Source organism: Sphingomonas sp. CBMAI 2297, from assembly GCF_029870595.1.
Classification (GTDB): Bacteria; Pseudomonadota; Alphaproteobacteria; order Sphingomonadales; family Sphingomonadaceae; genus Sphingomonas.
Map to the genome: position 1 here is coordinate 148,905 of NZ_JAPDIR010000008.1, position 23,133 is coordinate 172,037.

The 23,133-nt window shown below is 63.1% G+C and carries 18 protein-coding genes; 4 read left to right on the forward strand and 14 right to left on the reverse strand.

The annotated features are described in order from the left end of the window. Positions 1-28: 28 nt before the first annotated feature. The 3 genes from OMP43_RS13195 to OMP43_RS13205 all read right to left on the reverse strand — a co-directional run bounded on the left by OMP43_RS13195 (position 29) and on the right by OMP43_RS13205 (position 3,227). A complete protein-coding gene (locus OMP43_RS13195; RefSeq protein WP_070936336.1) occupies positions 29-463 on the reverse strand; it encodes a PRTRC system protein E in 435 nt (144 codons plus the stop codon). A gap of 33 nt (positions 464-496) precedes the next feature. Then, positions 497-2,086 (reverse strand): PRTRC system ParB family protein, encoded by a 1,590-nt coding sequence (locus OMP43_RS13200; protein ID WP_070936338.1) that lies wholly within the window; start codon positions 2,084-2,086, stop codon positions 497-499. A gap of 127 nt (positions 2,087-2,213) precedes the next feature. After that, entirely contained in the window at positions 2,214-3,227 is a 1,014-nt protein-coding gene (locus OMP43_RS13205; RefSeq protein WP_280280054.1) for a hypothetical protein, read from the reverse strand. Between the two features lie 87 nt (positions 3,228-3,314). Between OMP43_RS13205 and OMP43_RS13210 the strand changes: the two genes are divergently transcribed. Continuing rightward, entirely contained in the window at positions 3,315-3,803 is a 489-nt protein-coding gene (locus OMP43_RS13210; protein ID WP_070936340.1) for a hypothetical protein, read from the forward strand. A gap of 3 nt (positions 3,804-3,806) precedes the next feature. Here the strand turns inward: OMP43_RS13210 and OMP43_RS13215 are convergent, their stop codons facing one another. The 8 genes from OMP43_RS13215 to OMP43_RS13250 all read right to left on the reverse strand — a co-directional run bounded on the left by OMP43_RS13215 (position 3,807) and on the right by OMP43_RS13250 (position 15,069). Further along, positions 3,807-4,301, reverse strand: coding sequence for a thermonuclease family protein (locus OMP43_RS13215; protein WP_096367891.1), 495 nt, complete (start codon positions 4,299-4,301; stop codon positions 3,807-3,809). Positions 4,302-4,306: 5 nt separating this feature from the next. Beyond that, positions 4,307-4,507: a hypothetical protein gene (locus OMP43_RS13220; RefSeq protein WP_030090560.1), complete on the reverse strand. Its 201-nt coding sequence runs from the start codon at positions 4,505-4,507 to the stop codon at positions 4,307-4,309. 42 nt (positions 4,508-4,549) lie between these two features. Further along, positions 4,550-5,158 carry a hypothetical protein gene (locus OMP43_RS13225; protein ID WP_062787886.1) on the reverse strand — a complete coding sequence of 203 codons (609 nt, stop codon included), beginning with the start codon at positions 5,156-5,158 and terminating at the stop codon, positions 4,550-4,552. Positions 5,159-5,201: 43 nt separating this feature from the next. Then, positions 5,202-6,143, reverse strand: coding sequence for a zincin-like metallopeptidase domain-containing protein (locus tag OMP43_RS13230; protein WP_030090556.1), 942 nt, complete (start codon positions 6,141-6,143; stop codon positions 5,202-5,204). A gap of 101 nt (positions 6,144-6,244) precedes the next feature. Beyond that, positions 6,245-8,350, reverse strand: a complete 2,106-nt coding sequence (locus OMP43_RS13235; protein WP_037505400.1) for a ParB/RepB/Spo0J family partition protein — start codon at positions 8,348-8,350, stop codon at positions 6,245-6,247. Positions 8,351-8,455: 105 nt separating this feature from the next. Beyond that, positions 8,456-12,679 carry a strawberry notch family protein gene (locus OMP43_RS13240; RefSeq protein WP_280280055.1) on the reverse strand — a complete coding sequence of 1,408 codons (4,224 nt, stop codon included), beginning with the start codon at positions 12,677-12,679 and terminating at the stop codon, positions 8,456-8,458. 75 nt (positions 12,680-12,754) lie between these two features. Continuing rightward, a complete protein-coding gene (locus tag OMP43_RS13245; RefSeq protein WP_070936344.1) occupies positions 12,755-13,600 on the reverse strand; it encodes a toprim domain-containing protein in 846 nt (281 codons plus the stop codon). Between the two features lie 164 nt (positions 13,601-13,764). After that, positions 13,765-15,069, reverse strand: a complete 1,305-nt coding sequence (locus tag OMP43_RS13250; RefSeq protein ID WP_062787891.1) for a replication protein RepA — start codon at positions 15,067-15,069, stop codon at positions 13,765-13,767. A gap of 542 nt (positions 15,070-15,611) precedes the next feature. Here OMP43_RS13250 and OMP43_RS13255 point away from each other — a divergent pair. Together OMP43_RS13255 and OMP43_RS13260 are read left to right on the forward strand one after the other, a co-directional pair. Continuing rightward, entirely contained in the window at positions 15,612-16,814 is a 1,203-nt protein-coding gene (locus OMP43_RS13255; protein ID WP_062787893.1) for an AAA family ATPase, read from the forward strand. 259 nt (positions 16,815-17,073) lie between these two features. Further along, positions 17,074-18,057 carry a ParB/RepB/Spo0J family partition protein gene (locus OMP43_RS13260; RefSeq protein WP_030092784.1) on the forward strand — a complete coding sequence of 328 codons (984 nt, stop codon included), beginning with the start codon at positions 17,074-17,076 and terminating at the stop codon, positions 18,055-18,057. Positions 18,058-18,103: 46 nt separating this feature from the next. On the opposite strand, the gene OMP43_RS13265 is transcribed toward OMP43_RS13260, so the two are convergent. After that, positions 18,104-19,054: a hypothetical protein gene (locus tag OMP43_RS13265; RefSeq protein WP_051743944.1), complete on the reverse strand. Its 951-nt coding sequence runs from the start codon at positions 19,052-19,054 to the stop codon at positions 18,104-18,106. A gap of 161 nt (positions 19,055-19,215) precedes the next feature. Here OMP43_RS13265 and OMP43_RS13270 point away from each other — a divergent pair, with 161 nt between their 5' ends. Next, the gene (locus OMP43_RS13270; protein WP_013039113.1) at positions 19,216-20,454 is read left to right on the forward strand and encodes a site-specific integrase; all 1,239 of its coding nucleotides are present in this window, start codon (positions 19,216-19,218) and stop codon (positions 20,452-20,454) included. Positions 20,455-20,768: 314 nt separating this feature from the next. Here OMP43_RS13270 and OMP43_RS13275 read toward each other — a convergent pair whose 3' ends face one another. After that, positions 20,769-21,647, reverse strand: a complete 879-nt coding sequence (locus tag OMP43_RS13275; protein ID WP_009824028.1) for an AAA family ATPase — start codon at positions 21,645-21,647, stop codon at positions 20,769-20,771. Beyond that, positions 21,574-22,974, reverse strand: coding sequence for a Mu transposase C-terminal domain-containing protein (locus OMP43_RS13280; RefSeq protein WP_004212864.1), 1,401 nt, complete (start codon positions 22,972-22,974; stop codon positions 21,574-21,576). The genes OMP43_RS13275 and OMP43_RS13280 overlap by 74 nt, the downstream gene beginning before the upstream one ends. Positions 22,975-23,133 lie beyond the last annotated feature (159 nt).

The window sequence follows — 23,133 nt, forward strand, 5'->3', positions numbered from 1 at the left end:
AATGGCAAAGGGGCGCCGGTTCATCCCGTCACCAAAGACTGGCGGGTTCCTCCGATTTGGCATCGGCCGGAAGGGCGCCCGGTGCTGGCGCAGCCGGCGCGATGGTCGTGGGGCCTGCCGACTTGGGAGGCGTCGATGCCGCCTTTGCCTTCGCCGCCTCGGCGGACGCTGCGCGGGCGGCCTCGGCCGCGCCCCGCTGGGTGGCGATCTGGTCAGCGAGCGTCTTGCGCGCGGCAATCAGTCCGCCAAGGGCGCCGTCGGCACCCTTCGAGAGCTCGGCATCGATCTCAGCGGCCGTCGCTGTGATCGAGATCGGACGCAGCTCGCCGGCCTCGGCCTTGTGCGTTTTCCCCTCGGCGATGCGGGGAATGATGATGAGGGTGACAACATCGTCAGCGCCGGCGACGAGATCGAAGGCGAGCGAATAGCTGCCCAGCAAGGGCAATAGGCTTGAGATCAGCATGTTGGTGGTTCCTTGATTGGAAGGCTGGTGGGGTCAGGCGGCCAGGTCGGCGACCACCTCCTCGGTCTCAGCGGGCGGAAGAAACTGGGGCGGCGAATAGCGGCCATTGAGGGCCATCGCGCTCGGCACCCGGTCGGCCCAGTCGAAGCCAACCGCATTCAACATGCCGGAGATGAGGTCGGCCTTCTTGGCGCCAAGCAGTTTGGCGAAGGCTTTCTCGCCCATATGCGCCACCAGGCCGCATTCGCCGGCGATGAATTTGAGCTCGTCCTTCGTGTAGCGTTCGAGGAATGAGCGATCGACCTGCCAGACCGTCCGAATGTCGATGCCGAAGGCGCTGGCAAGATCGGCGACATGCGTAAACGACTGGACGTCCCGGGCATAGGCGGCCCCGATCGCGGCGAGCACCGTCGTGGCTTGTCCCTCCGACAGCTCACGGATCTCTGCGATCTTGTCCTTGAAACCGCGATCGGGGAACGCGGCGTCGACCAGCAGCGCGGCGCGCGAGGTCAAAGTGCCTGCCTTGATGTGCGACAGTGTGCCGGTCAGCGCCGCCACGAGGATCGCCGCCTGCGCAGCCGATGGATCGTCAGCCAGCCCGCGCGCGAGTGCCGTCCGCCAGGTCGCCTCTCGCAGGTCGGCGGTGCGACCCGCGATGGACTTTGCGGTGATGCTCGGCCCGGTGCTGGTGGAAACCTTGCGCACGACGGTCCCGCGGCCGGCCAGAGGTGCCACGGGCGCGGCGTCATCGATCAGGCTGCCAGTTTCTCCGCCATCCTCGATTTCGTCGCCATCGTCGGCAAGATCGGCCTCGTCGCCATCATTGGACCCGATTGCTGCGGCGGCATCCTCGGCCTCGGCGGCCGCCTCCGCTTCACGGCGCGCGGCTTCGACGACTTCGGTCTTGAGCTGGAAGCAGGTGGCATTGGTGCAGTGACCATCGTCGACATGGGTGTCGAACAAGGCGCGCTGCGTCCCCGAATTGAACGGACAAGTCATGCATTCCGTCTTGTCGAAGAGGGCGTCGGCCAGACGCTGGGTGACACGCATCAGGAGGTCGCGGGTCTTGGCGATATCAAGGCTAGCCGCGATGATCGTCTCGAGCGCCTTGTCCTGCTTGTCGGCGGGAACGGCGGCCAGCAGCTCGGCGTGTCCGACCTTGATGCGGCGCTCGTCGAGCGCGGTTTTGACGGTGTCGGAAAGGTCGGCGAGCGCGAGGCGGCGATCGAGCTTCGCCCGAGACCAGCCAAGCCGCCGGGCAGCCTCGGCGCGGTCGCCTTGACACGCCGCGAGGTAGCGAACGGCCGCGTCTGCCTGCTCAGTCTCCGAGGGGTCATCTCGATCGTCGTTTTCGGCAATAGCGGCATCGAGCGCCTCCTGATCCGTCATCTCCCGGATCAGGACCGGCACCTCCCCGTCTTCGCCGAAGGCTTCCATGGCGGCTCGGAAGCGGCGCCCACCGGCGACGATCGTGAAATGCTCCGGCAGGTCGGCAGCGGGCCGAACCAGCATCGGCTGCAGCATGCCTCGCAAACGCAGGGAGGCGACGAGTTCGTCATGCTTCTTCCGGTCGAAATAGCGGCGCGGATTATAGCCCACGGCAATCCGGGCGAGCGGGACCATGGCGGTTCCGACAGGGTGCGATGCGGTCAAGGCGGTTCTCCTAGTGAGAATGGCGGTGCACGCGCTTGCTCGCGACGCGCACCCTTTCGGTGAGCCTGATGCTCACCCTTCCACTCCCCCTCCCCTTTCACCGCTCCGCCGTCTGGTCATGGAAGATGTCGGCCGCCCATTGCTCGAGCCACGGCTCGAACATCTCATCATGATCAAGATCGCCGGACTCGATGAGATCGCGGATTTCGGTACGGGCCTGCGCGATTGCGGCCTCCCAGGGATCGATCGGCGGAGGATCTGCGTCAGCAGGCCGTTGCTGCGGAAGGCGGCGCGGCCGCTCGGTTAGTCGGTGGTACTGACCGGCGAGCCATTGCTCCATGTAATCGGCCACGACGCGATCGGTCTTGGAGATCCCCGCCTTCAGGGCTGCCCGACGCGCACCGACGCCATAGGCCTGGCTGTCGATCGACGCGACCCGGTGTGCGAAAGGCAGAAGGAAGGGCAGTGCCGTGCCCTTGACGCCGAATGCGTGGAGCAGAACACCGGCCGGAAGAATCTGATCGAGATGGTCGATGACCGCGATCAGGCCTACCGGTCCGTGAATATCGCGCCGGCACATGCTTCCGACACCGATCAATGCGCCGGGGCGGAGCGAACCCCAGAGCGCATCGACACAGCGCTCATAGTCGGATGGTCGCCGGCCCTGGATCACAGGCATCAGTCTGTCGGCTATTCCGGCATCCTCGCCCAGGATGCGGCAGTCGCGATTGGCGCGGATGGTGCGCGACAGGCGGTCGAAGACTTCGTCGCGATCTCGCGCGATCTCAGCCTCGACGCAGTAATCGGCACTTGCCCACCATTGGAATGGATAGGCCGCCGCGAGCGATACATAGTCCGACAGGGACCACGGGAAGCCACCATAGCGCGCAGTCGCGACGAAGCCTGCGGAGTCCAGGCAGAGGCCGGACAAACCCCGTGCATTCTGGAGTTGCCCCAGGCGCCATCCGGTCCATTCCCGCCAGCCGCGCTTTTCGGACCAACGTGAAAGCGCGTTCGCCGAGATGAGCGCGGTCCGGCCAAGCGCGCGTGCCCGCTGAAGGATCGGCCCATCGTTCAGGTGCGGAAGGCCGACGATGACGTTGATGGGCATGATGCGCGCTCCGCTCGCAACGGAAGCACGCGGACAATTGACGGTCGCGCATGTTCACGTTACGTTCTAATGAGTAGGAGATTTGCCATGACGACGCCCAGCATCCGACACCTGTTCGATCTCGACATAACGCTGCGGGATGCGGCGCTGGATATGGAGAACCGGCCGACCCGTCGGATGATCGCCAATGCGGCGATCGGCATGCATGTCGAGGACGCCTACTATTCGGTGCGGGAGCTGCGCGAGGCGGTAAGCTGGGTGCATGAAGGGGTTTCGGCGGGCAAGCTGAAGCTGGCGGAGATCCTGGGCAATGATGGTGCCGACGATTTTCAGCGCTGCATCTATTTCTGCCTCGCCGGCCGCGGCGTGGTGTCGATGCTCGACGATCTTGAATGGCTGGAGGATCTGCTGGAGCGGCGCGGGCGCATCGCAGGCGAACAGAAGCGCCTGAAGGAGACGGTGATGCCGCTCGTGAACCCCTATGTGGCCGACGCGCCCGATGGGCCGTTGGTCAGGATGGACGGAAATTTCGAGCAGGGACCATCTTGGTGGGCCGACCCGACTTTGTCGGCTTGACCATCAGCGCTCGCAGCTCAGGCGGTTCCCGTGCCGCCAGCGCGACGGTTCGATCCAGTCTCCGGCAAAGGCCCCTGCCCTTTGCCTCCTGGCCGAAGCGAAGGCCGCATTATATGCGCGCAGGCGAGCGGGATCGTCTCTGAGATAACTCGCCTGCGGGGTCGCGAGACCCGCGCGGATAAGACGCTCTCCCAAATCCGCGCCGTCGACTGTAACGACCGCAACGGGGCGGCCATAAGAAGACGAAGACACGAGCCGGATCGTCGCGGCCTTGGAGCGCAGGGCGTTCGCGGCGAAATCCTGTGCGGCCTTCCCACACTGCCAACATCCCGAGGCGCGCCGACAGAGCTGCCCGCGCTCGAATGCGTCGACCCCAAGCAACCGGAAATCGACGGCCACGGTATCGCCATCGAGCGCCCGCGCCTTCGCGTCGAAACTCTGAGACCATGAGGGCGATGTGAGAGCGGCTCCGCCCGCGAGGATGATGGCCGCCGCGATCCGGATCAAAATGTCATCTCCACCTCGACATGATCATCGGCCGCCGGCGTCGTGCAGACCCGGAATGGTTGCAGCGGATCGCCAGTGCGGACGATCGACAGCCTACCCGGCCGCTCGTCGAATAGGCGACCTGCGACGCGATTGGCGTTCTCGCGGCTGCAAAGCTGCAGACGCTTGGGCGACAATTCAAGACACGCGGCAAACATGATGGCTTCTCCCTGCTGCGGGAATGATACTGGCTGACGCACTCATGCAAAGATCGTCTTGTGAACCTTAGTGACCGGCAGGATCGTCCAGTCGCGCTCCATGAACCGGCTGATCGCATAGCCGCAGCGAGTCGCGGGATCGCGGAAACTCAGGCGGCGGCCGCGCTTCACGACGATAAATTCGTCACCCACATGACCATCGGAGAAGGTCAGCGCCTGGGCCAGTTTGATCCGGTCGCCGTCCTCGATCTTGCGCGATCGGCGGGCCAGGTTGGCACGGCACCGCGCGCGCCAGTCGAGGGCGTGCTCCCGGTCGGTCGGGGTCAGAAGGTCGAGAATGTGGCGGGGACAGCTATCCTCATAGGGGCCGACAGATTCGTCCATATCCTTGTAGCCGAAATGCTCGCCGGACTTGCTTTTGGGATTCCACATCACCTTGCAGACGATCGCGAAAACCTCCTTGCCGACGCCGTCGATCATCACCTGAGCCGCAGCATAATAGGTGCGATTCTGGGGGCAGGATGAGGCGAGCACCTTCAGTCCCTTGATCGTCCCGTCCGCCTCGCGGCTATAGGTGAATTGCGCGTCCAGATAATCCTTGGCGGTCTTGTGTCCGCCCATGTGGAAACGGGACATGGTGAGCCAGCCCATCGGTATCTCCTGTGATGTCGGGGAAAATTCGGATTAGCGGCGGTCAGGCCGCCTCGAGGATCTGCCTGACCCCCTCGGCCGATGACGCCGTGTCGTCGCTGTCGCCAAACGCCAGAAGGTAGTTGAAGGCCTGCTCAGCTTTCGAGGCGGCGTGAATGATTGCGGTCTTGTCCGCGCGCAAAATGCCGAGCCAGTGGGCGACGTAGCTCGCATGATTGTCGTGCAGTTCGTTCGGCAGATCCAAATGCGCGCAAATCAGGCCGCTTCCGATCTCAGCCACAAGCTCCTCGAAACTATAAGCTTTGTCGCCGAACCGCTTGCCGAAGGTCCGGGCAAGGCGCGAGCTGCCGCCTGACCAATGAACGGTCTCGTGTGCCCTCACCGAGGCGTAATGATCCATCGTTGTGAATGACCGCCGGTGCGGCATCTGGATGAAATCAAATGTCGGGTGGAAGAAGGCGCGATCGCCGCCATGTCGAACATCTGCCGGCACATGATCGAAGAACTCGTCGATGGCAGCTTGCCGCGCAGATGGATCGATCGGCGCAGGGGTCGCGTCGTCCGGATAGAAATAGGCGGGCAGCCCATCGATCTGATCGGCGTTGAACACGAGATAATGGCGAAGGAAACGAATGCTGCGTTCGCTCTCGGCACCGGTCACCCGGTCCGACTCGGTCTTTTTGAAGCTCGAATAATAGACCGAGAGCGAGCCGTGCTCCCCCCGGCGAACATGGCCGCCGAGCGCTTCGGCCTGGCGATACGTCATCCAGTAGCGCGAGCGATAGCCGTTCGCGTCTGCGATCGCCCAAAGATAGACCGTGTTGATCCCGGTATAGGGCGTGCCGCAGTGTCGGAGCGGACGGCCACCGGCGCCGGCAACCCGCCAGGGCCGAGTCCAGGGCGGGACGCCTTCTTCCAGCTTTCTGATGATGAGGTTGGTGATTTCGGCCGCGACGTCGCGGCTCGGACGGGCTTTCGCAGGCATGGCTGATGCTCCAGCGGGATGACGATGGGGTTCGGGAGAGGCAAGCGTGCGGGAGGGGACGATCGCGCAAGTGGCGCCGACCGCCCCCCTGTCCTGCTGGGTCAGGCTTCGACCGGCTCGATCACCGTATCGTCCGCGACCGAAGCGCCTTCCGCCATGTGATCATCCGACAACGCAGAGCGATCCGGCTCGCCACCGAGACGATCGGTCGGGCACGGGGCCGCAGCACCAAAGCGCATCGCGTCCGGCACCCATGCGAGCACAGCGTCCTTCGTCTCGGGCTCGACAATGGCCGCCCCGGCGAAGAGTTTTTCACAGCTCTCCGAGATCTCCGCCTTCTTCAGGGTGGCGTGCCGAGCCGTCAGCGCGCCGCCGCCGACGTCATGAAGCAGGCTCAAAATGCTGCCCTTGTTGACCCGATCGAAGAAGTTTTCCGCGGTCGGACGCCACCAGCTCGCAACGTCGATCTCGAGGATCGAGGCCAATCGATTGTGGATCGCGACCTGGCCGCTGGCCCCGCGCGGCTTGGCCTCGATCGACATGGCAACGATATAGGCCAGCCACTGCGCCTTGCTGTCGTCATCGAGCGCGCGAAACCCTTCGAACCGATCGATTTCGTGATCGTGGTCGCACCATCCGGCATCAAGGCCATCATGCGCTTCGGCCAGGTAGGACCGGGCGCGTGAGCCGGGCAAATCCGCCGTGACGGGATCCTGCGGGGCATCAGCGCAGATGGTGGTGCCATATTGAACGATCTCGTCGGCAGAACCGCCGCCGGCGAAAACCCGGGCGTCGATCATGACGAACAGCGCGTAATCGAGCGCGAGCGCCGGCTGAGCGAGCAGACAGGATGCGAGAATATCGCGGCGTTGTATGGCAAGCTCGTCGTAGAGCCGATTGCTGAGCGGCTTGCCGCCAGGTGCCACAGCTTCGGGTCGGCGAGCTGGCTCGGGCGAATCCTTCACGCCGACGCGAAACCTGCCCGCCCCGCCCTCGTCGGGTTCGCCGGGATTTCCGCCGCCCGCATCATCGATCGCGTCGGGTTCTTCGACGATGAGCTCCTGCTCGCTATAAAATTGGGTGTCGAGACGCATCTCGCCCTGCGGCGTCAGAAGCAGAAACGCGCCGACATGCGGCCGCAGCTCATCTGGCAGCACGGGCGCGCGATGCTCGATCGCCTCGGCCTCGGCGATCAGTCGGTCATCCTCCTGGTCCAGGGCCTTGTAGGCATCGGGCGAGATGGATTCGTCCTGCATTTCGGCCTCGAGCTCGGCGCGGCGCGCCTCGATCTCGCCAAGGCGGGCGGATTGCTCCTCGGTGAGCGCGGGCGGCTGCAGGATGGCACGGTAGAGGCCGTGGGCGGCGTTGTGGGCGTAGTTGCTGGCGATCGGCCTGATCCAGGCAAGGCCCGTCTCCTCACCGATGCGTCTCGCTTCGGCCTCCATGATGTCGCCGGCGAGACGGTGCGCGATCTCGGGATTGTTCCAGCGGTCGTTGCCGTCGGTGAAGAGGTCGCCATCGACCTTGCCGCCTGCCGCGCGATACCGCTCCTCGCCGACCAGAATCGCGATCGGATCGCTGGCCTTGAGCGTCTCATTGGCGATGACGCGGCGGATGGTGTCGGCCGTTACGTGGCCATTCTGGTAGCTGTTCCAGACCAGAAGCTGCTTGTCGTGGCTTTCGGTCGACGCATAGGCTTTGGCGATGTCGAGCGTGATCTCGCTTTTGCTCAAGGCGTCGAAGATCGGCGCTGCCAGCGAGGCGAGGCGCAGGCGCCCCTCGACGAAGCGACGTGTCACGCCGAAACGCTTTGCGACAGCATCGAGATCGCCGGTCGAGCCGATGAAGTGCTGAAAGGCGCGGCATTCCTCGGCGGGGGTCATCTTGAGCTGATGGAAGTTGGTCGCCGTGGACGTTTCGGACAATTCGGCATCGTCGCCGGTAAGGATCATGACGGGGACATCGAAATCGGCTTCCGAGATCGTACCGCGCTCGGCGAGCAGGCGAAGCGCGCGCCAACGGCGTCCGCCATCGAAGACCTCGAAGGTGCCGCGCGGCTTTTTGGCGGGCGTGACGAGCAGATTCTGAAGGACGCCCTTGGCCTCGATACTGGCGGCCATGGGTTCAATCTGAAGCTGTTCGTCCGGTGCGGTACGGACGTTGATCGGCGAGAGCCGCAGCTTGGCGAGTTTGATGGTCTGGATCACCGGGGTCACTCCTCTTGGCGTCCGGCAATTCCCGGACACCACCCCGTTCCCCCTTCCCTCTTTCCCAAGAGCGGCCTCGGTCGTTTGACCAAGGGCGACCCGCGCTCACCCAGGATCGGCGAGAATGCGCCCAAGGATGTCGGCGGCGATGCTCACCGGAAGGAACACCCGTGTCCGGTACTGAATGATCTCGGTGAAGCAGCCCAAGGATTTCAGCCAGGCGAGCTGATCCGACGGCGCCCCGACTATCTCGATGCGATGATTTCGGTTCACCATCGCGCGGCGGATCGTCATGGGGAATGGGCGGGCAACATCAACGCTTCGACCGGAATGGGCCGATTTGATGATGTCCGAGGGCGGCAGGTTCTCGGCGCGATCGATGCCGAGCTTGGTGAAAAGCTGGACAACGTGCTCGTCGAAAACGAGGCGGCCGAGCCAGCTATTTCCCGCTTTGTCAGCGATGCGGTTGACCACCAGATGATCGCTGGGCAGCGCCGACCAGATCGGCAGAAGCAAGCCGGTCGCGAGGCGGATCGTCTCGGTGTCGACCTTGTTCGCCGCTTCATCGGCTTCGGCCTGCCATTTCGCGCAGAAGGCGTCCCGATCGACTATTTTCCAGGCGCTCTCGAAGAGCTCATGCTCGCGGATATGTTCCCGCCGGGTCGGCCTCGTCAGCTCGAAGCGCGGGATCGGCGTTCCGTCCTTCTCCTCCATGAGCGCTCGGGCGCGGGTCTGCAGCGCGACCATCCCCGACTTGGCGTTGAGCAGAAATACGGCGGTGCTATCGCTGTCGGCGATACGCAGCACGCGCTCCAAGGTGACAGGGGTCCGCCGCCGCGCGATCTCGATGGTCAGCAAGTGCGACGTCGCCCCGCTGACCGGGTCGGTCCGGAGCAGTGTGTCGTCGATCAAGGTGGCGGAATCGACGAGGATCGTCTCGACACCGACATCGAGCCGGCCAGCCTCCCTCGCCGCCGATACCCGTGTCTCGACCAGGGACAGAAACTCATCGAAGATGCTGTTCTGCAGGCCGATGGGAAGCGCGAGGATGCGATTTAGCCATCGCTGGATGGGCGGCAGTTCCTCTTTCAGGACGCCGTCCTTGTCGCAGAGCTCGAGACCGGTCCGATCCTCGAATTCCGAATGCGAGATGCTCTTGAGCTTGCCATCGACCAGCAAGTGGAACCACGTCACCAGCGCAGCGCAAGCATATTCGCTCTCCAGATTATCAGCCGGGTCGAAGAGATTCTGACCGCCGGTCTGGCGCTGACCCCGTGTGAGTGCGCCGAGGCTGTCGAGCCGCCTCGCAATCGTGCTGGTGAAGCGGAGTTCGCCTTTGCAGTCGGTCGTGACGGGCCGGAACAGTGGCGTGCTCGCCTGATGGGTCCGATGGGTTCGGCCAAGGCCCTGAATGGCGCGGTCCGCGCGCCAGCCCGGCTCGAGCAACAGATGGACGCGTTGCTCCTGGTTCGGCACGTCCATTGATGCGTGATAGGATCGCCCCGTCCCGCCGGCGTCCGAGAAAATGAGGACGCGCTTCAGCCCCTGCATGAAGGCCGCGGCCTCGGCCTGACTGGTACGGGTCGAACGGGTTTCCAGCTTCTGCCGGCCGTCGCCCGTCGAGATTAGGCGTTTTGTCCGCCCAGTGACTTCCGCGACACGATCATGCCCGAAATGCTCCAGGATGCCGTCGAGCGCCGACATGATCGGCGGCAATGCGCAAAGATGCTCGATCATCAGCGCGCGGGCAGCTTCGGCTTCGGGATTGTAGACGGGATTACCCGTCTCGTCCGTCATCGGCTCGGAGCGCTGCGTGCCTGTGTCGTCGGTGAAGACGCGCATTTGGCGAGTAGGGAAAGCGCGCTCGAGATAATCGATGACATATTCACGAGGGCTGAGGTCGATTTCGAGGTCGACGCGCTCATCCGGGCTGAGCATGCCCAATCGCCGGTCGAGGATGGACTCGGCCGTCGTCACCAGTTGAAGCACCACCGACTGGCCCGCCATAAGATGCTCGCCGACCGCGGCGATGACCGTTGGCAGCTTCATCGAAAGCAGCACCTGGCCGAAGAAACGCTGCTTGGTGGACTCGAAGCGCGAGCGGGCCGATGCCTTCGCCCCGCTATTCAAAGTGGTGTTCTCGAGACCATCGACGACGCCGGTGAGTTCCAGGGCTTTTTCCATGTTCCGGTGGATGATGGACCAGGCATTGGCGTAAGTGTCGTAGATCTCGATCTGCGCGGGCGTCAGTTCGTGCCGCAGGATCTCATATTCGACACCGGCGAAGCTCAGCGCTCGCGCCATGTAGAGCCCAGTCGCCTTGAGATCGCGTGCGACCAATTCCATGGCGGCGATCCCGCCCTGGCGAATGCTGGAGATGAATTGCTCGCGATTGGCGAACGCCGTCTCCGGTCCCCAGAGCCCGAGCCGCACGGCATAGGCAAGGTTGTTGACCTCGGACGCCCCCGTCGCAGAGGCGTAGAGGATCCGCGCGGCGGGCAGATGGTTCTGGAGCCGAACGCCGCTGATGCCCTGTTGCGATCCCTCCTTGGCTCCGAGTGCGCCCTCGCCTCCTGCGACACCGCCCATCTCGTGCGCTTCGTCGAAGGCGATGACGCCGTCGAAATCGGCGCCGGCCCAGTCGATGATCTGCTTCAGCCGGCTATGTTCCCCGCGCATCGATCGAAGGGTCGGATAGGTGACCAGAAGGACGCCCTGGTCAAGCCTGATGGGTTCGTCGATCTTCCAGTTCGATATGGGCTGAATGTCACCGGCGAGCCCGCCGAGGGCCGTCCAATCACGGCGAGCATCTTCGAGGAGGGGCGCGTTCTTGGTGACCCAGATATTGCGACGCCGCCCCTGAAGCCAGTTGTCAAGAATGGCGGCCGCGATTTGGCGACCCTTGCCTGCCCCGGTTCCGTCCCCGAGGAAGAAACCCTTTCGGTAGCCGCGGCCCTCCTCCGAGATAACGAGGCCGACACCATCCTTGTCCGGTGCGAAGCGCCCAGGGATCGTCTGAGCCCAGGCATGGCCGGCGTAAACGACGGTTTCGAGCTGGGAGGCCGAGAGCAAACGGTCTGTGACAGTCCGCTCCGGCAGCGAAGGGACGTAATCGGGGATCGGCGCTGGGATTGATCCCATGGCAACGGATTCGACGAGCGCAGTCGGGTGTTCGCCGGCTTTGTCGAAAACCAGGCGGCTTGGCCGATAGGGCAGATAGACGCCGGTCTGTTCGAGCAGCGGCGCCGGGGTTTCGAGCCTGGTGTAAGCAACCGGCAAGACATGGTTGCGCACGGCAGCGTGAAAGGCCCGGGGCATGGGCTTGGCGCTTTTGACCGCTCTGAAGAGCGAGATGCCTCCGCCCCGCTTCGGCGCGGGTGCCGGCTGATCTGCGACAAGGGACAGGCGAGGTGTCACGGTGAGAACGTCGAGCAGTTCCGCGATTGATCCACCCTGGATGACTTCTGGTGCGAGCCTGCCGGCGACCTTGTCGATGACGAAGATTCGCACGTCGATAGACGTGCCGTGTTTGAGATAGCAGCCTTCAAGTCGAACAGAGGCTTGCACTGTCGATCCGCGAAGGACGGTCTCGTAGTGGTCGCGCATTCGGGTGGTCGGTCCGAACCAGTCGGGCATGATGGCAACGAGGCGGCCCCCAGTCTGCAATCGGCGAAGTGCAGCCTGAAGATGCCGAACGGCCGCAAGATCATCGACGCCGCGGCCGAGCGACCGCGAAAACGGCGGATTCATGAGGATCAGGGAAGGACGCGGTGCGTCGCCAAGAGCAGCATCAAGAATCGCCCCATCATGGCCGGTGATCGTTGCGCCGGGGAAAACGCCGTGCAGGCGATCGCGGCGGATCGGATCGAGCTCGTTGAGATGCAGCGATCGATGAGCCCCAAGCTGTGCAACGAGCAAACCGTTGCCGGCGCTGGGCTCGAGAATGACGTCATCCTGCCGGACATCTGCGAGCAGAATCGCGACGGCCGCAATGTCGACAGGAGTCGAGAATTGCTGCCATTCGATCTGGTCTTCGCTCCGCACGGTCTGAGTGGGGAGGCGCTGCGCGAGGTCAATCCGCGCGGCGACATCGGCGAGGCTGGCCAGAGGCGCCAATGATCCACGGAGATGAAGGGCGAGTGCGTGCTCTAGCACCTCGAAGCTTGAGCGCTGCGTCCAGCGTCCTTCGGCATCGGTTCCGCCGAACGCCTGCACCATCGCCCGATTGAGATGTTGACGGGTGACCGGCTCGCCTGACGCCAGTTGGGATAGAAGGATGTGCGCAGCGGCACGGTCGCCGCGCTCGGCGGTCTGAAAAAGGTCGGTCATTTGGGAATCTCCTGCGCGGCTGCATCTGTCGCAGCGACACACCCTCGATCCCCCTCCCCTCTCTCCGCCCCGGGATCAGGTCCGGCAGTGCGCGTCGAGGAACTTTGCCCAATCCTTGAAAGCCGGCGGCGGCGGGTCGCGGCGGATGATGAGCCCGGGACGGGGATATTTCGCTTCGGCGGACGCCGCGGCGCGACGCCCTTCTGGATCATTGTCCTCTGCGATCAGCAGGGTCGTAATGCCGGGTGGAATGACCAGTTGATCGAGCCGCCTGGCGCCAAGTGAGGCCCAGCAGGGGATGTCCTTGATGCGGGTGTAGGCGCCGGCAGTCTCGAAACCTTCGGCGATCGCCAGCGTCTCGCCCCCTGCCCGGCCCCGCCATGCGCCTGTCCCAGGCACGCCGAGCATGACTTTTCGGAGGCACTTCGCTGTCGCAGGGTCGAGAAAGTTGCGCTGGATCGCGACGAGCTGCCGGATCTCGCGAACAGCAATCAGCAAAGCCGGTCGATAAACGGTTTTCGGCTTCGGGAGGTATGGGCAGCGCGAATGGAAGCGCACGTCGGCAGGCGCTGGCAACAAGTTGCGTCGCTCAAGATAGCGCTCGGCCAGCGTCCCTTTGACGCCAATGGCCTGCTCCCAGATGCGCGAGACATTGGCGCTGCCTTGCGGTCGATCCTGTTCCGGTATTGCATAATGTTGGCCGGTTCGAACCCGACGCAATTCCCGCAGAACATCATCGCGTGCGCAACCCGCGAAGCACGTCACCAGAATGCCGCGGTCACCTTGGCGGATCGAAAGACTTGGATCGTTGTCGCCATGTGCCGGGCAACGGGCCATAGCCCTGTAGCCGGTCCAGGTGCCGCCAAGAGCGCCTACGAGGTCAACAAGTTCCTGGGTCGGTCGTTTGGCCGTGAGTGGCATAGGACTACCTCCTGCTCGGTAGCCACATCCCCCCTTCCCTCTTTCAGCGCATGGCGCTGTGACCCGGACCTATCAACGATGAGGGTCGGCGCGCTCACGTTGATCGCTTCATCGGGCACGACTCGGGCTCGTTCGCAGGCGACGAACGGCTCGGACATCATCGGTCAATCGTCAGGCCGGTTCTTCCGCCGATCCGCATATTTGATCACGAAGGCCTCCCAGAGCCGCATCCATTCGGTGTCGGTCCGGGGCCTCTTGATATCGGCGAATCCCTTGCGGAATGCGTTGGCCATATCGTCGACTGACCAAGGATGGCCCTTAGTGAGACCGACACTCCGAAACGCCTGTTCGCGGTCGCCATAGGAAAGCGTTCCCGGCGGGAATGCGTGAAGCGGTTCGTCTGATTTCGCTGCGGGTTTCGTTGCCTGCGGAACGGTGCGAACCGATGATCTCGGTGCCGTTTCGACGCCTGGCGCCCCAACAAGTCGCAAATGGGGTCCGACCAATTTACGCTCCATCGGCGCTGGAGACGGATGAAGGACCACCTTCCTGCCGGAGAGATCGACGTTCGCATTGGGATAAACCGCCGAGACGAGCTGCATCGTCTCCCGCACCGTTTGACGAAAGCGCTTGCTGTCAGCCTCGTTGCCGAGGTGCTTTGCCAGTTGATCCCAAGAAATGATCTGCCCCTTGTCGGAGCCGATCCGTGGGAGGCGATAGGCAAGATAGGTATAGAGATCGAGCGCCGTTGGCGTCCCTTTAAGCTCCCGGATCGCTACTTCGTTTAATGGGACAGCGTGCTCGATAAGGTGACTGTAGAAGACCTCCGACATACGGATTTCCCGCGCGAAGGTGCCGTTCTTGTCGAGTGAACCAGCATATTCATTTGAGATCTTCACATCGCGGACCGCAAAGGCGTTGTCGTCCGTTTCGGTGCCATCCCAGCGAATCTGCCACTCGCACGCCAGCAAGCGGTCGACCTGTTCGCGCATCAGATTTGCGGTGCCACGGGGGCCATAGGACACCGTTTGATAGCCAAGCCGCCGCATCCATTCCGTGAAGTTGCGGCCGAGATAGACGTCGCGCGAACGCTTCATTACCGCCTGTGAAAGCAGATAGATGAGCGCAACCCTGGGATAGGCCCCATATGGAACACCCAGGCTTCTCATGACCGACTTGCCATCGATATTTTGAAGAACCGGCCGAGGGTTGATTGCCAGCGCGTACTTGCCGTCTTCCCGGATAATCGGGAGCGTGTCGTCCTTCGGGCGCTTGGTCGGGAGCGACATGGCGCAAAGCGCGGAATGGAGAAATGCCGGGACAGGCTCTTCGTCGTGGACTCGCAGGAAGGCGTCGAGCGTCAATTGGGTTCCGGCAGTGGAGGCAAGCTTCCGGACATTCTCTGCACCGCCATCGATCATGGCGAGTGCATATTGGTGCCCAATCGGCCTATGCTGATCTCCGTTCATTGTTCCGCCCTTCCCCGAATCTCCGGGGTCTGTGATGGCGCTGTCTCAACAGGTTTGGGTTTCGAAATCAACCCTGTTGGCAGTTTTGGCGGGAAATCAGGGGTGAGAGTTGCAATTCGACCGATGATCTCGGTGCCGCTTTTGCCGAATCGCCCCTTCCCACTTTCAAAAATCGAAATTTTGAAGCCGATTCGCGAATCGGATTGATTCAGGGATTCATGTAATAGGTATGCGCTCCGAGATCATCGGTCTGTTGGCACCGAGATCATTGGTAGGACGCACCGAGATCATCGGAAGGTACTGAGATCATCGGTATTTATCCACAGGGCATCGCTCGGTGCAGCCGGACGCAGCAAGTTTTCGGAAAGCTTGCACCGACTCGGAGATCATCGGTGCGCCTCTACCAGGGCGCATTGGCATTACCTTGAAATCCGAAACGGCTCGGAGATCATCGGTAAAGTTGTAAGTTCGATGGCCAAATCGTTGCTCGAAACTGCCAACGTCGCTATTGTGGGCCATCAAACCCACAAAAGCGGAATCTCATGGCCACTGATCCCACAAATGTCCCCGCCGATGACCTTCTGGAAGGTGGCCTGGATGTGCTTCACCGTAAAGCGCTCACGATCCTCAAGCGGATCCGCGACAGCGCGGTCGATCCAGAGACAGGGCAGAAGCGAGCCCCCACCTTCCCTATCTCCAAGGCTGCATCACTTGTCGGACGCACCGCGTCGGCGATCCGAGAAGCTGAACGCGACGGGCGTTTGCCGGAGCGTGGGCGGACGGCTTCCGGTCATCGCGTCCAATATACGCTCGAAGAACTCGATCATATGCGTGAGGTGTTCGGAACGCGTCCGTGGCGCAGCCCGGAAGATCCACCCGCCATTCTCTCGGTCTGCAATTTCAAGGGCGGTGTCGGCAAGTCCACGATCGCGCTGCACCTGGCTCAGCACTTCGCGATCAACGGCTATCGTGTGCTGTTTATCGACTGCGACAGCCAAGCTTCATCGACAATGATGTTCGGCTACCGACCAGACGTCGATCTGGAGGAGGACGACACGCTCTATGGGCATTTCCATAACCCGGAATTGCTGGGTGTGCGAAAGATCATTCGGAAGACCCACTTCCATGGGCTCGATCTGATCCCTGCGAATTTGCGGCTCTACAATCTCGAATACGAGATCGCCGGCTACCTCGCGCGCAATCAGAACCTGAACATCATCGACCTGATCGCCGAGGCCATCGACTCGGTGGTAGAAGATTACGATGTGGTGATCATGGATCCGCCTCCAGCACTCGGCATGGTCTCCATGGCGGTCCTTCAAGCAGCCAATGCGATGGTGATCCCCGTGCCGCCAAGCCTGGTCGACTTCGCATCGACGGTGTCGTTTATCGACATGGCGAAGACCACGATGAAGCAGCTCGAGCAGCTCGCGGGGAGGGGGCGCCCGGCTTACAATTTCATCCGTCTCGTCGGCAGCCGGGTCGACGACAGCAAGTCGATGCATCGTGAGATACTTTCGATGATGCGGAGCGTTTTCGGAGGCTCAATGTCTTCTTCGGTGATGGTCACCAGTGCGGAGATCGACAATGCCAGCTCGCGGATGAAGACGGTCTTTGAACTGGAAAAGCCCGTCACTTCGCACGAGGTTTACAACCGGTGCATGAGGCATCTGAATGAGGTTTGCCGAGACATCGAAGAAGACGTTTTGCGGACCTGGCCGAGCCGGGCAGGGGGGCAGCTTTGAGCAGCAGTTGCCACGTGGCAACTGCGGGCAATTGTTCGCCGTCTATGGGGCTGAAATCTGCTAAGAATGATGCGTTGTTGCCACGTGGCAACCGAGCAAGGAAAGCGTTTATAAACAGTATCATGAGCCAAATTCCAGGATCAGTTTTCCCTCAGAAAAGGGGAGCCGAAGGCGAGGCGAATTTCGGTTTGTTGCCACGTGGCAACAGACCAACAAATCGGGTCTCCAAGATGCCGGAAATTCGAGTAGGAGCGAGCCGATGACAAAAGGAAATAAGGGCTTCGGCTCGATGTTCACCGAAGGCCTGGATAATGAGGCCGAGCTTGACAATGCGAGCCCCTCGGAAGGGATCATGGCGAGCCGAAGCCAGACCCTGGCGCGGATAGCGAGCGGCAAGACGGTTACCGATCGAACGGAGTGGGTGGACCCGGCTCGTTGCCGTCCCTGGCGGATGCACAATCGCGACCTGGACCATTTGTCCGAAGAGAGCTGTCGCGATCTGATCGACTCCTTTCTCGCGGCGAAGCGGCAGCGCATCCCGGCGATCGTGCGTCGTCTGAAGGACGATCCTGACTACGATTATGAGATCATCGCTGGCGTTCGCCGGTGGTGGACCGTCCAGTGGCTCCGCGAACATCATCATCCAGAATTTGATTATCTCGTCACGATCCAGACCGTCACGGATGAAGAGGCATTCCGGGTTTCGGACGTTGAAAATCGGTCGCGAAAGGACATTTCAGACTGGGAGCGTGCAAAGGAATATGCGCGAGCGCTGTCGGAGTTTTACGAGAACTCCCAGTCCCAGATGGCGGAGCATCTCAACCTCTCGCGGTCATGGCTGAGCCGCCTGCTGGATGTTGCGAGGCTTCCTGAGGAGATCGTGGCGGCATTTTCGGACACCCACGACATTACCGTTCGAGTGGCGCGCGATATCAAACCGCTGACCAGCGAACCGAAAACTCTGAAGCGAATGCGAGACGAGGCCGAGCGCATCGAGGCCGAGCGTAGGAATGGTGGTTCCAGTCTGACCGGACCCGAGGTGGCGAAGCGACTTGTTCGTGCGACCGTTGAGGCAAAGAAGAAGGAGACTGGCGAGCGAGAGATCACGGGCAAAGGCGGAAAGACGATTCTGCGCTATGCCAGTGCCAGAGGTGGGGGGATCACGATCAAGATCGTGCCCCGGACCGGCGCCACGAAGGCCGAGCTCATGAAAGCGATCGAAGAACTGTTGCCGGCGAGCTGAGCAAAACAAGCGAGACGGCGTTTCAGTACGGAGGGCGTCCCGGTCGCTATTCGGCCCGCAGCCGGCGCTGCGCGGCAGGCGTGGTGGGCAGCGCCGCGAGGAGCTTTCGGGCACCCTGAGGTGTCACAGACAGCAGCTTCGAAACGGAGGATGCCTGGAGCCCTGGATAGGCGATCAATAGGCGCCCGAGAAGCGGCAGGCGACTTCGCTGAGTTGCACCTAAATTGGTGAGCTTGGCGACGTCATGCTCAATTGCGGAAAGCTCGCGGAGCCCCGCCGCGCTGATCTGCCCGATCTCCTTAGCGAGGAACCCGGTCAGCGCGGCAGGGGAAGGGGGCATGAACTTGGGGAGCGGCACCAGTGAGGGGATGATGCGGCTCGTGAAGCCAGCGCGGTAGAGCATGCGAGGAAGAGCGGTCGCGACGAGCCAGTTGCGATCGCGGCAGCGGGGAGGAAGCTCCAACGAGCGTCCGTCGATCGCAACAACCTCCGAGGCGCCGACCGGAAGACGCTCGGTCATTTCGGCAAGAGCGAACACGCGCTCGGCGATGGACCGGAGATCGGCGACGGGGAAGGGTGCATCCGCCGCAGACTTCACCTGACGCCAGAGCGGGCCGAAGTGTGCGAGATCGTCTCCACCATAGCGCTCAGCCTCTGCACGGTCGTCGAGGATGGTTCGGAGAGCATTGAGGGATGCGCGGCCAACCGGGTCTCTGACATCCTCGTCCCGACTTAGTGCGAGGTGGAAAATGGACGCCACCGATATCGGATCGTTGAGACCTTCGGAGGCGCGGGGAGGGGCGCTTCGCCCCGCGATCCAATCCTGCAGGTCGCCGACAGCGATCGGCACGCCGGCGAGACCTGCTAACGCCGCGGCGCCGTGAAGGCGCGATCGCGCAAGGAAAATGTCGGCGCTTGTACTATGATGAAGCCGGCCGTCGAGCCGGCCGAGCAGCAACATTGGGTCATTTGCGCGGCGGTCGACGATCTCCTGCATCGCTCTTACGCTTAGCGCGTGAGGAAACCAAAGTCAGCAGTTGGTTTCGCCTCATGCTATCGTCGAAAAGTTCATATGCGATAATTGCACTTATCACATAAGCAGATTTGACCGTTCTTTATAAGGTGGGCTACAAGCGCGGCTGAGGAGCGAGGCGCGTCGTGAGCACCGAAACCGCCCGGGAAGGGCCAGAAATCCCCGTAGCGCCGCCTGAGGCTGTCCTGCCGGCCGTCAGGGCGCCGGCCGACCTTGCGTGGACGATCGTGCAGATGCGCGCCGGCGAGCGCATCACCGTCAACGAGGGCCTGATCGCCGCCTATCAGGCCGCTTCATCGCCCCATAGCATCCGTGCGCTCAAGTCCGACGTCGAGGCGTTCGATGCGTGGTGTAGGCGCAACAACCGGATCGCGCTGCCGGCCACGCCCGAGACCGTGGCCGATTATCTCGACGCGCGGGCCGGGAAGGGGAGCCGGCCGGCCTCGCTATCCCGCTACAAGGCGTCGATCGCCAAGATCCACCAGCTGCTCGAGCTCAAGGATCCGACGCCGGCGCCGCTGGTGAAGCTGCGGCTCCAGACGGTGCGCCGCGAGAAGGGGGCTGCGCAGAAGCAGGCGCGGCCGCTGCGGTTCAAGGGCCCGGTGCGCGACGTCGAGCGCGACAAGGCGCGGGGGCTCAACATCCGCGCGCTGCTCGAGAGTTGTGGCGAGGATCTGCCGGGGCTGCGTGATCGGGCGCTGCTATCGGCCGCTTATGACACCGGGCTGCGCGCCTCCGAACTGGTGGCGGTCGCCATTGAGCATATTGAGGAGGCGATCGATCCCGAAGCGCGGCTGCTGCAGATTCTGCGTCATAAGGGCGATCAAGACGGGGAGGGGGCGACCGCCTACCTCAGCCCGCGCACCGTCGCGGCGATCGCGGCGTGGACCGAAGCGGCGGGGATCACGACAGGGCCGCTGTTCCGGCGGGTGCAGGTGCGGCGCTACAAGGCGCGGGCAGCCGTGCGCGGTCGGCCGATCGACAGCATCTCGGGCCGGGAGACGTGGGATCTGCGCAAGACGCTGTCCAAGCCGGCGGTGAAGGCGCGCGTCGAATATGACATCGGCACCGTGGCGCTGCACCCGGGCTCGATCGGACCAATCTTTCGGTCGATCATCGGCCGCGCGTTCGACCGTGGCGCGCTGCCCGATTTGACGGCGGACGATCTGGCGCGGTTGCTGAAGGGGATCAGTGCGCACTCGACGCGGATCGGGCTCAATCAGGACCTGTTCGCCAGCGGGGAGGATTTGGCCGGCATCATGGACGCGCTGCGGTGGAAGTCGCCGCGGATGCCGCTCGCTTATAATCGCAATCTCGCGGCAGAGCAGGGGGCGGCGGGGCGCCTTATGGCGAAGATTGGCTAGTCATGACGGCCTAAATAGGTCTTTGGATGATGCCGTGCGACCACACGACGGCGGCAGGTAGATCGAGGGATTTGCGCAGCGGCAAGAACCGGAGAAGGGAGGCTGAGCCCCCGGGGTCTTGAGCTACAACGTTAAGCCTAAGAAACGGGCAGGGGCCTGGTAGCGCGTAGTGTATGAGCGAAGCCACCATCGCTCAAACTCATCAGCACAGTCCAATTTCGAAGAGGAAACAAGAAAGTGGTTCCGGAAACGGTATGGATCTTATCCTGTGTAAACGCTCGCGCTAAATGGCGGCGTTCTGATCGCGCTATTTGTCAGTTGCCGGGTCCGATGACGAGGCAATCGCGCGCGGCCTGAACGATGTCAGCGGTGACCTCCTCGACGCGGTTGAGGGTCATGATCCGCCGCATCTGCGCGAACAGGCGCTCCATGAGCCGGAAGTTGCCGCGCGTGATGCGGATCACGGCTGCCTGCGCTTCGATCGCGTCGAGTTGGGCCGGGTCGAAGCTGATCCCGAAATCGCCGGCGTGGGTCGCGAGCAGCAGCCGCATTTCGGTCTCGGTAAGCGGTTTGAACTCGTGGACGAAGCCGATCCGCGAGTAGAGCTGGGCATAGCGGGCGAGGCGCTTCTCCAAGCCCGGCATACCCATCAGGATCAGCCCGAAGCCGTGGCGATCGGCCATGTCGCGGAGATGTTCGAGCGACTTTATGGTCAGGCGGTCGGCCTCGTCGACGATGACGAGGGGGCAGGCGATGCGGGCGGCGTCATGGGTGATTTCGTCCTGCGAGCCGCCCGCGACCGTCAGCCGGGCATAGCCCAGCTTAATGAGGTTGAGGCCCAACACCGCGTCGATCGTCTTGGGCGTGTTGCTGACCGACACGGTGTAGAAGACGGCGCGGCAGCGAGCGACCTTTTCGCCAAGGAGCGCGGCAATGGGACGGAGCGCGGCATATTCCCCCAGGTCGGGGAAGCTGGAAAACTCGCGCGCCGATCGCGTCTTTCCGACGCCCGGCCGGCCATGACACACGCCGATATAGCGGTAGTGCGCGCAGGCTTCGGCAAACTCGACGAACCGGGCATGTTCGCGGGTCGCCAGGAACGGCTGCTCGACCAGGAACTCAATCGTCAGCGGCGTAGAGCCGGAGCCCTCGGTAGGTGGTGGGCCGGGAAGCCGTATCCTCTTGGTCGCCATCGAAGGTCTCCGTGGGGGCAGGCACCTGCTTGTCGCGCTCCTTCGCGCCGCGCCGGGCGCGCTGGATCGCGCGCAACGACGGGTGCCCAGCGTGCTCGGAGCTGAGCGCACGGCAGACGAACCGGCCCTGGTGGTAGACGTGGATCTCGGTCAGGTCGCGGGGGTCATAGACCGCCTCGACCTGCTCGCCGACGAAGGCCGCGAGCGTGGGTTCGACATAGCGCCTGCCCATCAGACGGATGCCGTCGCGCAGCACTTTACGGGGCTTGGGCACGTGCACGAGCAGCATGTCGAGCTGTTCAAGGCTGTCGGGCATTGCGGGCAGGAACCCGCCCTTCTGCCAGCGCGTGATCGGCGGTTCGCCGGTGCTGCCATGCGGGCGACGATGATAGACGCCGCACACGAACGCCTCGAAGCGGGCGCGCAGCTCGTCGAGCGTGAGCACTGGCGCCGACAGCGGCTTGCCCGCGATCAGGTGGCCGGGCAGGTCGGGCAGGAACATGTCGTTGATGGTGCGGAACAGCCGCTCGATCTTGCCGCGCCCGCGAGGACGCCCCGGCAGCGAATGGATGAGGCGGATTTTGAGGGCGATGCACGCCTGCTCGATATGCTCGGAGATGAAATCCGAGCCGTTGTCGACGTAAAGCTGTTCGGGAATGCCGCTGACGATCCATTCGGGATTGGGCTTGCGCCAGATCGCCTGCCGCAAGGCGAGCGCCGTGTTGAGGGCACTGGGGGCATCGAGGCTGAGGAAGTAACCGGCGATGGCTCGGCTGTGATCGTCAACGATGACGGTCAGCCAAGGACGCACCGGGGTTCCGGCATCATCGAGCACGAGAATGTCGAGAACGGTATGATCGGCCTGCCACATCTCGTTCGAGGTCGCGGCTTCGCGCCGATGCACTAGCTCGTGCTGGTCGCGGTAGACGGCCGGATCGGAGGCTGCGGCGATCTGGCTTGCCGGTATCGCCCTGACGACACGCGCGACGGCCGCATAGCTGGGGGTTCGGTGTCCATGCGCGATGGCGAGTTCCTGCACCTTTCGGTGAATGGCGGCGACCGGGGGTCGCGGGCGCTTGGTGGCGAGAGTGCGGGTCAGTTCGACCAGATGTTCCGGCAGGTGCAGCCTGCCCCGATCGTTGCGCGGCAGACGCGCGAGACCGGCAAGTCCTTCGGCACGGTAGCGCCCGAGCCAGCGCTGCAACGTCCGCTCGCTCAGCGTGCCGGTGCGGGCGAGGTCCGCGAGCGGGATGCCATCGGCGAGGTGCGGTTCAAGGACGCGGTAGCGCTCGATCGCCAGCGGCGGGACAAGCGCCGGATGCGTCACCGCCGACGGTCCGTGTCGCAGGTAAGGAAAACGGAGATTTGCCTGCCCATCGCCATGCGAGTCCGCTCGCGTTGCCAAACCGGCCTGTTCGACGTAAATCTACCCGGTAAAGAAAACTAGGGCAACATAGACCTGCCGATGACGACTTTCTTCCCAAAC